This window comes from Allobosea sp. 05T422_2 (assembly GCF_056396265.1).
In genome coordinates, this window is record NZ_JBFTLD010000230.1 from 1 (window position 1) to 11,170 (window position 11,170).

An 11,170-nucleotide genomic window follows, 5' to 3' on the forward strand; every position below is an offset into this window, starting at 1 on the left:
CAGCCAGATCTTTGACCGGCAGCGGCTGAAGTCTGATCCGGGGATGATCCCTGGTCGTCTCCGTGATGAGGGCGCCAACGAGACGCTGCGCGTCGGTGCCAAGCGCTCCCGTCGTCACCCGCACGGTCGCGTGGGGTGACCAGAAATGGATCGTGGCGGCAATAGCGGCAACGACGAGAAAACCCGCTGTCCATGCTGCAAATCGCACAACCCTGGTCCTCAATCATCCGCCGACCTGGCCGAGACCGGCCACCGACGAAGCTGCTGCGGGAAACGTGCAGCCTCTCGGACGGCAAGACACAACGGGAAGGCAAGACTCTACTTAGAGGTTGGGACGCCTGCACCGTTCGCGCCTTCCGGTGATGATGAGGCAGCCGCACGCTGCCGTCCACCTTCAGACGGCTCATCAAGGTGCCCATTCCTCGCGGTGCAGCGTGTTCTGGCGCGCGAACAGGACATGCGCAGCAAAGAGAGTGCGGCCTGACACGGAGGACGAGCACGGCCTTCCGGCAGCGCGCCCTACCCGCATAGGCGAGCCGGAATGCGACAATCAAAGGCAGTGAAGCAACGCTGCTGGTCAGGTTCATCAGTCGCCCAAGGTAGAGGCCCCTCTCTGCGCTCCGGAGCAACGGACCCCTCCCMTTGGACGCAACTGAGCCCTTGCGATCATTGTAGGATGGGCTGCGGGTGGCGATCAGGCCGGGCATCAGAAGCGCCATCGTGAAGATCGGCTATCGCAGGAAACGCGGCAAAGCCGCCATACGCGAGACTATGGTGCAACGGCCACCTTGCGGGATACGCTGGATGTGCCGGGTCGAATCGCTAGCCTGGCTGCAATCGTCGGCGCAGTACTTGGCGCCTCTTCGGAGCCCCTAGGTCAATGACCATCACAGAGGAACTCGTGTCGCCGAAGACATCGCTCCAGAAAAACCCATTCGCCATCTTGGGCGCGACGACGAGAGACAACCGAAGCCGCCTTATCGAACTGGCCGATGAAGTTGCTCTGGTAGCCGATGGCGACGAGGGCCAGAAGGCCCAATCCACCCTGTTGAACATCCGGACGCGGCTAGCTGCGGAAATGGGGTGGCTTCCGGGCGTCGCTCCGCGAAAGGCCACTGCCGCCGTCGAGGGTCTCTCGAGCATGACGGGGCTAGAAGCGACGGTGGAATTGCCTCCTCTTGCCCGCGCCAACCTGTTGTCGGCATCTGCGCAGGCAAAGCCCGAGGCGAGGACGCCACAGGAAGCCGCCGCGATCTTCTATCGTCTCGCCTTGGCGGTGGAGGACGTCGACCTGGCTGGCGTATTGCGGGATATCAACGAGGATCGCTCGGTCGCCGGGTTCCCTCCCGTCCGCGACGAGGGGGCCATCCTGGAGGAATTCGAGGCCCGAAAGCGGGATTACCGAAAGGCCATCAACGACGTTCTGGATCGGCTCCCGAGTCGGACCCTCGTGAAGGTCATGGACATGGTGGTTCAGAAGGGCACGAAGGACGGCAGCGAGCACGCCCCGGCCTTCATTCAGGAGATTGTCGCGTCCTACGAGTTTGGACTGCGGGGGTTCATCGAAGCCGAGTCCTCAACCGTCGAGAGGCTCGTGACACGTGGCAATGMCGTGGCAGTCCATGGGGAAGCCCACGTCATCCCCGTGATCGACGAGATCAAGAAGGTCGCCGCGAACTTCAACGAGATCGTCGGGCCAGCCCAGCTCGTGGCGAGGGCGAACGGGATCGACCACCTGGCGACCCACAACCTGGCCATCGCGATCCGCGAACTCGCGATCGCACTGCACAATAAGTACGGCTTCGTCGACACGCCCGCCCGCATCGCCGCCTTCCTGAACGATCATTTCGGACTTCTGGACACGGTCACCGACCGAGTAACGCAGGACCTCGCCTATCTCAAAGAGGCCGAGGAAGAAAAGAAGCAGTCGGAAGCCGACCGTGCCGAGTTCGAACGCTGGCTCATCTATAGCGCCGGAATTGGAGCCCTGTTCAAGGACAAGGTCAGTATCTCGTCCACGGGCGTCTCCTGGCAGAACAATCACATCACCCTCGAAGCAGTGACGCGCCTGCGATGGGGTGGTGCCAGCGGACTCCCGGCCGGCACGGCCTATACGATCATGCTGGGCGATGGTCGATCGGCCTTCACGATCAACACGCGCAAAGCCGATATCTACGCGAACCTCGTCGATCGCATATGGCGGACCGTCGGCCTCCGACTGCTACTTGAAACGGCCAGGAGGCTGCAGTCTGGGGAGGCACTGCGCTTCGGTGAGGCCATCGTGCGCGATGACAGCGTCACATTGATACGTCACAAAATACTCGGCTCGAATGAGCCCGTCGCGCTCGACTGGCATCAAGTCAACATCTGGACCGAGGACGGGCATTTCGTCCTGGGCTCGCGAGCCGACAAGAAGGTCTATGTCCGCCTTTCCTACCAGAGCGACGATAACGTACCTGTCTTGGAACATCTTATCCGCACCTTCTTCAAGACAGGCACGGACAGGATTTCCGAGATCTTCAACTGATCAGCGCCAGGCAAGCATCTGCTCAGCGGCTTCAGATCGTAGTGCGGCGCGCATCGCTTCAACGTCCGACTTGGCAATTGTCATATCGGACGCGCGATGGCGATAGCGTGTACAACGAGAATTATAGTCATTGATCCGCAAGTTCAAATTCCGAATATGCACCTCGCGCTTTAGGTCAGAAATCGCTTCAATATGATCAAGCCTGATCACCTCCGCAAGGCAATACCTTATCTCTGCGACTGAGAACGTCAAACCCTGACCGACAGACGGGATCTTCATCGACTCTGAACTACGGAGCGGCGTTGCTCGTGGAAGGGCCGACGTTGTCGAACCACCCGTATAGGGAGGCACATAGCTCGATGACTGCGGTCTTGCACTTAGGTATGCCAGGACACAGATGCCGGCTATGACGAGCGCCCACGTCTTCCGGCTTCCGGTCCAGAATCCAGGACCAGTCGAACGACGCCCCTGATGAGAGCGGGCCTCGGGATCAGAGGGGCGCGCGCTGGAAGCTGGCGGCAACGCGATCGTCGGCGCGGCGGAGATCGTGGAGGCAAGCGCCGTCAATCCCGCGAACCCTCGAGGCACCTTTTCGTCGATGTCACTCACCGCCCCCTCCTAGACAAAGCCGACGCGTGGCTTGGGCGCCCCGCTTTGCGGGAGCGCATCAACGGCCTTCGAGAAGGATGCATCGTCGATGGTGCTCATACGGGCGCGAGCCGCAAGTCGCGCAGCTTCACGGACGACGAAGGCGGTGTCAGAGAGAGGCCGCCCGGCGAGGCGCATTGCATAGGTTTCGAGAATCACGCCATCCGCCAGCGGCACGCCGTCCAGAAGAGCCCGCAACAAATCGAGCATCTCGGTCTGATCAGCGTGGTCGACCTTCACGACATGGTCGAAGCGTCCTCGACGGAGGATCGCCGGATCGATCATGTCGACGCGGTTGGTCATCCCGACAATCAGCACGCCCGCCTTGATCGCTTCCGGGATCGCTCTCAGGAATTCGGCGATCTCTTCTACCCTATGTTGCCCGCCGCCCGCGTCGCGCTCGGACAGGAAGGCATCCATTTCGTCGATGACCACCAGGGATGGAGCCGCGGCAATCGCGGCCTCGAACAACTGCCCCACCTTCCGGCTGGTCTCGTGGATGTATGGGCTGGCCACGCTGCTCGCATCCACGGCGAAATGGGGCCAGCCAAGATGGGCGATCAGTCGCTCGACAGCCACGGTCTTCCCGCAACCTGGCGGGCCCTCCAGGACGATCGCGCCGGGGTTGCCGATGCCGAGCGCAGTGTAATGCGACCGATTTTGGACGATGTCGACGACGTGGTCGTTGAAGAAATCCTCGAGCGCCGTCCTTCCCGGCAGGCGGAGGCGGCCATCGCTCGCCTTCGCAGCCGCGGTTCGGGCGAATTCAGCGGCTTCAGCCTCCGCACGCGGGATCAACATGGCGCCGGTGGGCTCCAATCCTGCTGCGCGGATCACATCGGCGAGTTGATCGACCGACATCCAAGAGAGCAGGTTTTGCACATTGGACATGGGATCGACCGAGACGCGCAAGCCGCCGGTCAGCCACGAACCCAGAACGAGCGCGTCGCCCGCGAGGGCATCTTCGGCATGGGTCGGGAGTATCCGCGACAGCTTCTCCACATAGAGCGCGCGCTCCAACGAGCCATCGCGGTAGCGAGCGCGCGTCTGCCGCATAGCGGCGGCAAAGGACAGTGCCTCCACCTTGTCCCGCGGCGAAGCACATCGATCCAGCGGCGCGAGCGCGAACGATCGCTCGCTCAGGATCGCGCCCATCCGATTCTCGCCGAACGTGACCTTCAACACCTCGGCCTCGTCGAGCAGCCGATCCTGAAACCACCTGTGAAGCAGCGTGCCGCGTATCAGCAGCACAAGACCGCCGCCATCCGCCTTGACGATCTGCCAGCCCGGCCCGGAATGCATCACGCGGCCAGCGCCTACGCCGCGCGCGATTTGGAAACCGATCGGAAGCCAGGGATCCGTGGACATGTCAGGCGGTCACKATATTGGTCATCGCGATCAGATCGTCGGCCTCCGCGGAAACGATCCGGATGCCACCGAGGCCGTGAAACGCCGCCCGTAATCCCTCGATATCGCCTGCCGCAATGGCGCGCTCCCCCTCGGCAACGAGATGCTCGAACATCTTCGGATCGGTGAAGAGATGGGGCGCGGAGGCGTAGTCCTTGAAGCGGTCCACGATGAACCAGTCCTGGCGGCGAAGGATCGTGCCGATCTTGCGGCGGAGTTCCTGGAGATTGGCCTCGAACCCATGGCCGGGCGTACCGATCAGACGCTCCGTGGCTGCCTGCAAGGCCTCGAAGGAGCTGACCTCCGCCGGCTTTGCCAAGGCCCTCATGTCGTGGAAGAACGCAACGACCTGATCCAACTCCATGCGGCGAATGACGCGGAAATTCGCCTTTCGAGCGGAGGCCAGCAGGCTCTTCGCCCTCTGGACGTTGTCGGAGGCCTGCTTGGCGACTTCGGGATCGCTCTCCTGTTCACTGATCGAAGCCGCCAGCTCCAGCCTCTCGCGCGCTTCGGAGAGCGCCGGGTCGTCGACCTTGGCAGAGACCTCCGCAAGCTGTTCGGCCGCTTGCGACGCCTCGTCCAGGATGCGCCTCGCGGCACTGCTGTAGTCGATCATTCCGGAAGCGCGGGAATAGAAGTTCTTGTCGCTCTGGAACGACCCACCGATCGCCGGAATCTCGACTTTCAGGTCGATGTTCCCTCCATCGCCGATCTCGTAGGTGAGGATGAGCGGCGCCCCCGCAGGGATGACGCCATCGACGAAGTCATTGCCGGTAATCTCGAACAGGCCGATGAACGTATTGTCCGAGACGGGATGATCGATATCCCCCTCCCAGAGCTTGAATTTCAATGACCCGGAGGCTCCCGCGCGAAGTGCCTCAGCAGCCTTGAATGGCTGGACACCACGAGCCGGCAGCTGGTMTCCGGCCTTCACCAGGTAATGAAGCCTGGCGATGTCGCCAACGGTATCCAGGACCTCGACGCCGATCGAGTGGGAGGCAGGGATGGCGTCGATGGTAGCGGCCGTCTGCGTGATGACGATGCGATCCTGCGCCAAGGAGAGTGGCCCTCCGGCAGGATCAAAGACGAACATCTTGAAAGTATTCTCGCCCCGCTTCGAAAGGGGCACCTCGATGACAGTGCCGTTCTTGATCTCGGCGCGGCCCGAAGACCACCCGGTGTCGAGACTGTCGACCTGAAAGKACGAGCCCGGGGCCGCGGGTGATCCGAGCTTCAGCGCGATCTTCGCTTTCTGATCCGGAGTTCGTGCGGCGTAATTCACCGTCAGGTCCAGTGTCGACCCGACGCTMACGCTCCCCCTGGAACTCTTGCGGCCCCGGCTATGCGCGCTCCAGTCGATGGCCTCGGCGAAGATGGCGGCGCCAGTGGCAACCRCCGTCATCGGATTCACGTCCGTTGACGGCGCGATGCCAAGCTCGAACGCGACGCGCTCGCGCAGCGGCTTGTATTGGGTCGGACCGCCGACGAAGACGATACGTTCGATGTCGTGTGGAGTGAGACCTGCGTGCTCGATCGTGTCACGCGCCGCCTGGACGGATTCCTTGACCTTGCCCTCGATCAGCCCACCCAGCTGATCCCGGGTGATGTTGACGTCGAGATAGATCTCGGTACCCGCCAGGTCCTTGCATCCGCATTCCGTCTCTTGTGCCCCGATCACCGCATTGTCCCGGCTGGAAAGCTCGATCTTCGCCTTCTCCACCGCCCGCTCCGCGACACGACGCAGCAGCTTGTATTCGGGCAGGGACGAGAACCCCTCGGGCAACGCAAAGGTCTGCTGAAGCCAGGGCATGACGAGGTTGTCGACGATCATGCGATCGAAATCCCGTCCTCCGCACATCTGGATGCCGCCCTGGCCGAGAAGGCTCACGCGGCCGCCAATGCTCTGGGCGATGGCGATGTCCAGGGTTCCCCCGCCAAGGTCGTAGATCAGGAAGATCCCATCGCCCTGGCGACTGCGCATGACGCTCATCACCGCCGCAAACGGGCTCCTGCATCAGGGCCACCTTGCCGAGCCCCGCCGCGCGCGCAGCCTCGATCGTGGCGTCCTTCTGCATCTGGTTGAACGCCGCCGGCACGGTGATCACGGTGGCCACGGTCTCGTCGTTGCGGATCTGCTCCGGCAGATAGCCAAACAGCGTGCGAAGGATCTCGGAAGAGCATTCCTCGGGTGTCATGGTAATGCCCACGGAGGGCAAGCGGATTGGCGTCGAGGTACCTATGTGCCGCTTGAACAGCATGGCAGTGCTGTCCGGATTTCGCGGTGCGTTCTCGTAGGCCCGCTGCCCGATATAGCGGTTGCCGCGCCGGTCGATCGCGATCGCCGACGGCGTCACGTCGTTCTGCTCGGGGCTCTTGTAGAGCTGGACGGTCTCCCCGTCATAGGAGCAGATTGCGCTGTTGGTGGTGCCCAGATCAATGCCGACGTAGTGGCTCATCTTCCAACCTTCTTGAGCATGACCGTGCCCATGCGCAGCAGGCCGGCAGAATTCATCACGATCGGATCGATCGTTTCCGCGACGACCAAGGTGTCGTCTGGTCCAAAATCGGCAATATTGAGGGGCGTGGCGGCGGTCCCGGTGTCGAATTGCTGGCCTTCGAGGTTCACCAGGCGCATTCCCGATGCTCCCAGGCAGCTTTCGACCTTTCCGAGGAAATATCGATGCTGGTTCGTGAACCGTGTCGCTTCCAGTGGGTCCAGCTTGGACAACGCTCGCCMGAAGAGCTTCTGGAAACGCCAACTTTCAAGTGCGAGCTCAAGAAGCGCGTCCTCGGCCCTGTTGGCCGCCTGATCGGGATCCATCGACATTTCCGTAGGGTAAGACGGCTCTTGGCATGACCGGCGCAGCCGGAAATAGCCACACGCTAGAATTGTATGAGATTCGTATTCGACTGCAATGGCTTGCTCACGCTCTTCCCCTTCGCAAACCGATGAGGCGCACTTGCTCGGCGCATGGGCCGCATGGCGAGATTGGCCTTCCCCGAGCACGGACAGAGTCGGAAGGCTGAATACCTGCAAGCGGCTGCATTTCAGCAGCGTCAGGCCTCGCCCTGATCCGTGCGCCCCGTGCGAGAACGCCAGCACCGGCAAAAATGACGGTGACTCGTGCGAGGAACTTGCCTCTAGCAGTCAGACGGCGTCGTGGCGCGGAGCATCACATCGGACTCGATGATGATCCGTTGCTGCGCGTTGCGGCCGGCGAACCCGGTCGAGTTGGAGGCGATGCGACTCGCCCAGGAGCCAGCTCTGACGATCGAGCATCTCCAGATTGGCGGGGCACAGACGAGCTGCACGCTGCCGCTCGACATGCCCCTGCCTTCGGCCGCGCTCGTCGCCCTGGTGCGGCGCGATGGCGAGGTGCCTCAGGCGCCGACAGGGCTGAAGGCGCCGTTTCGGCGGCCTCAACGGCCGCAGCAACACGGTGCTGTTCTGGGAGCCGGCGGCGCATGGCGGCGCGCAGCTCTTCGACGTGCTCTGGAGCGCGACGGAAAACGGGCCGTGGCAGGTCATCAACCCGGTCGGGTTGCTGTCGAGCGTTTACCTGCATGCGACCCAATCAGAGGGGCATTATCGCGTCGGGGCGCGGGACCTGTTCGGCCGGACCAGCCAGGAGTCGACGACGATCAAGGCCTGAGCCGATCCCTCACCTGGGAAGGAAGAGCTTCGATCCCTGCGGCGTGCCAAACCGGCCGTTGCGCCGGAACGCCGACTGACACCGACCGCGACACGACGCGCGGTCGGCGTCAGCAGCGCCAGGATCGCGTGCGCGATGTGGTCGAGGCAGCGAGGCAAAGGGGCGCCAAGGCGGTTCCCTTGCACCTGGATGTCGGGCGCAGCGACAGCTTCGCGGCGTTCCGGGATGAGGCAACGGCAATGCTGCAGCGCGAATGGAACGCAGGCTCCTTCGACTACCTCGTCAACAATGCGGGCTTCGGACAGATGGCCCTGTTCGAGGACACCAGCGAGGAGCTCTTCGACTCCTTCATGCGGGTGCTGTTCAAGGGACCCTATTTTCTGACCCAGGCTCTGCTTCCAGTGCTTGCTGACGGCGGTGCCATCGTCAATGTGACGAGCAATTCGACCCTGCAGAGCGGCATGGAGCCGGGCTATTCCGCCTATGCATCGATGAAGGGCGGCCTGACCGTACTCACCCGCTACATGGCCAAGGAGTTCGGCCGCCGCGGCATCCGCGTGAACGCCGTTGCGCCGGGCGCCACCAGGACCCGGATCGGCGACGATGCGTTCGATCGCTATCCGGAGATCATTCAGTCCATCGTCGAGAAGACGGGGTTGGGGCGTCTCGGAGAGGCCAGCGATGTGGGCGCCGTGATCGCAGCCGTGCTCTCGGACGAATTCCGCTGGGTAACCGGACAGTCCATCGAAGCATCCGGCGGCGCCAGGTTGTCCTTCGCCTGCTAGGCGAAACCGCAGCGCCTCCTGAGGTCGAGCCACGATCGGCCCCTGGCAATCTCACACGGGCCGGCCATCGGGGCACGCGCTGGCGGCTCGGGACGCGCCCTCGCGTCGCTCATGCCCGGGACGCGGGCGTCGAGGTCGCCCGTCTTCGGAATGGTGCAACCGCGCATCGGTCGGGCAGGCCGTCCCTGGATGCCCTGTTGATGTTGGGGCAGGCGTGGTCGGATGGTATTCAACAACATGCAGGGCTGTCGCCATCCTGTCATGTGCGGCTGCAACTAGCTCACCCCATCCAAGGGATCACGGATTATCGGAGGTTGGGGATGCAACTGAGAACGCTTTGGCATGCGGTAGCAATTGGCAGCGCCTTCGCTGCGGCCCCTGTCGCCGCGCAGACGATCTATCCCATCAACCGTGCCGAAATCCTCGAGGGCTCGCGCTTCGACTTCAAGGTCGAGTTCCCGAACGCGCCGACCTCGGCCGATGTCGCGGTCACGATCAACKGCAAGCCGGCCGCCGAAATCTTCGGCAAGGCCACGACCTTCATGCAGAACGAGGAAGGCCAGAAGCATTCGGCGCTGTGGCTGCGTGGCGCGACGCTTCCGGCGGGCAATTATACCGTCGAGGCGAAGCAGGGAACCAACAAGGCGACGGTCAAATGGGAGGTCTTCGCCACCACCCAGCCGCGCCGCGCCAAGAACGTCATCCTCTTCATCGGTGACGGCATGTCGGTCGCCAACCGCACCGCGGCCCGCATTCTCTCCAAGGGCTGGGACGAAGGTCGCTACAATGGCGAGCTCGCCATGGACGACATGTCCAACATGGCGCTGATCTCGACCTCGGGCACGGACTCGATCGTGACCGACAGCGCCAATGCCGCCCATGCCTACACCACCGGCCATAAATCCTGCGTCAACGCACTCGGCGTCTACTGCGCCAAGAACGCCCTGACGCTCGACCATCCCAAGGTCGAGACCATCGCCGAGGTGATCAAGCGTCGCGGCAAGATGGCGATCGGCGTCGTCACCAACTCGGAAATCGAGGACGCGACCCCGGCTTCGATGGTGGCCCACACCCGCCGCCGCTCGGATTTCAACGACATCGTCAAGATGTTCCACGATGTGCAGCCCGACGTGATCATGGGCGGCGGCTCCCCGAACTTCCTGTCCAAGGCGACCCACGGTTCGAAGCGGACCGATGAGCTCGACTTCATCGCCAAGTTCAAGGAGGCGGGCTACACGCTCGCGACCACCAAGACGGAAATGAACGCGGCTGTCGCGGCCGGCTCGAAAAAGCTGCTCGGCCTCTACAACACCGGTAACATCGACGGCGCGTTCGATCTGCGGCTGACCAAGAAGGGCACGGTTTCGAAGTTCCCCGACCAGCCGGACGTGGTAGAGCAAACCAAGGCTGCGCTCGACATGCTCAAGGGCAACGAGGACGGTTTCTTCCTGATGGTCGAGTCGGCCCGCATCGACAAGTACAGCCATTCGCTCGACTGGGAGCGTTCGGTGTTCGATACGATCATGCTCGACAACGCGGTGAAGGTGGCGAAGGACTTCGCCGGCGACCGCAACGACACCCTGATCATCGTGGTGCCCGATCACGCCCATCCGATCTCGATCATCGGCACCTATGACGACGACCGTCCGGGCCAGCTCCTGCGCGACAAGCTCGGCGTCTACGCCGACTCCGTGCCGCCGAACTACGGCCCGCTCGACGTGGACGGCTACCCCACCAAGGTCGACACCTCGCGCCGCCTCGCAGTGGTCTATGGCAGCTATCCCGACACCTGCGACACCGGCCGCCCGGACATGACCGGCGAACGCGTGCCGGCGGTCAAGGGCCCGGATGGCAAGACCAATATCGCGAACGAGAAGGACTGCACCGGCCCGCTGGCCGCGCGCCGGACAGGCAACCTGCCCTTCGACGCCAATAGCGGCGTCCACTCCGCCGACGACGTGATCCTGACTGCGATGGGCCCGGGCGCCGAGAAGTTCCGCGGCCATAAGCCCAACACCTATGTCTTCCGCGTCATGGCGGAAGCACTGGCGCTGGGCGGCAAGTAAGTAAGGCGGCAAGTAGGCCGGCCATCCGCCGACAGGGACGAGCGATGCAACGGCAACGCCATGAGATGCTGACCACCCGCCGCG

At 63.1% G+C, this 11,170-nt stretch carries 8 protein-coding genes and 2 pseudogenes; 4 read left to right on the forward strand and 6 right to left on the reverse strand.

Going from position 1 to position 11,170, the window contains the following annotated elements:
• Nucleotides 1-208, reverse strand: a pseudogene (locus AC1DJT_RS28165) (TAXI family TRAP transporter solute-binding subunit); the annotation flags it as partial.
• A 672-nt stretch (nt 209-880) separates the two neighbouring features.
• On the opposite strand from AC1DJT_RS28165, the gene AC1DJT_RS28170 reads away from it, so the two are divergent.
• Complete coding sequence (locus tag AC1DJT_RS28170; protein ID WP_476835323.1) at nt 881-2,527, forward strand: hypothetical protein; 1,647 nt, start codon at nt 881-883, stop codon at nt 2,525-2,527.
• Here AC1DJT_RS28170 and AC1DJT_RS28175 read toward each other — a convergent pair whose 3' ends face one another.
• The 5 genes and pseudogenes from AC1DJT_RS28175 to AC1DJT_RS28195 form a co-directional block, all read right to left on the reverse strand.
• Complete coding sequence (locus AC1DJT_RS28175; RefSeq protein WP_476769024.1) at nt 2,528-3,136, reverse strand: hypothetical protein; 609 nt, start codon at nt 3,134-3,136, stop codon at nt 2,528-2,530. It lies immediately after the preceding gene.
• 9 nt (nt 3,137-3,145) lie between these two features.
• Nucleotides 3,146-4,426, reverse strand: a complete 1,281-nt coding sequence (locus tag AC1DJT_RS28180) for an ATP-binding protein (RefSeq protein ID WP_476835324.1) — start codon at nt 4,424-4,426, stop codon at nt 3,146-3,148.
• A gap of 118 nt (nt 4,427-4,544) precedes the next feature.
• Complete coding sequence (locus AC1DJT_RS28185; RefSeq protein WP_476835325.1) at nt 4,545-6,563, reverse strand: Hsp70 family protein; 2,019 nt, start codon at nt 6,561-6,563, stop codon at nt 4,545-4,547.
• Nucleotides 6,564-6,597: 34 nt separating this feature from the next.
• Nucleotides 6,598-7,038: pseudogene (locus AC1DJT_RS28190) on the reverse strand (Hsp70 family protein); the annotation flags it as partial.
• Nucleotides 7,035-7,403, reverse strand: a complete 369-nt coding sequence (locus AC1DJT_RS28195; RefSeq protein WP_476835326.1) for a hypothetical protein — start codon at nt 7,401-7,403, stop codon at nt 7,035-7,037. The gene AC1DJT_RS28195 and the pseudogene AC1DJT_RS28190, both read right to left, overlap by 4 nt.
• Nucleotides 7,404-8,022: 619 nt before the next feature.
• Between AC1DJT_RS28195 and AC1DJT_RS28200 the strand changes: the two genes are divergently transcribed.
• The 3 genes from AC1DJT_RS28200 to AC1DJT_RS28210 all read left to right on the forward strand — a co-directional run bounded on the left by AC1DJT_RS28200 (nt 8,023) and on the right by AC1DJT_RS28210 (nt 11,086).
• Nucleotides 8,023-8,235, forward strand: coding sequence for a hypothetical protein (locus AC1DJT_RS28200; RefSeq protein ID WP_441505602.1), 213 nt, complete (start codon nt 8,023-8,025; stop codon nt 8,233-8,235).
• 32 nt (nt 8,236-8,267) lie between these two features.
• On the forward strand, nt 8,268-9,020 hold the full coding sequence (locus AC1DJT_RS28205; RefSeq protein WP_476775447.1) for an SDR family NAD(P)-dependent oxidoreductase: 753 nt from the start codon (nt 8,268-8,270) through the stop codon (nt 9,018-9,020).
• Between the two features lie 320 nt (nt 9,021-9,340).
• Nucleotides 9,341-11,086, forward strand: a complete 1,746-nt coding sequence (locus AC1DJT_RS28210; protein ID WP_476835327.1) for an alkaline phosphatase — start codon at nt 9,341-9,343, stop codon at nt 11,084-11,086.
• Nucleotides 11,087-11,170: the final 84 nt, after the last annotated feature.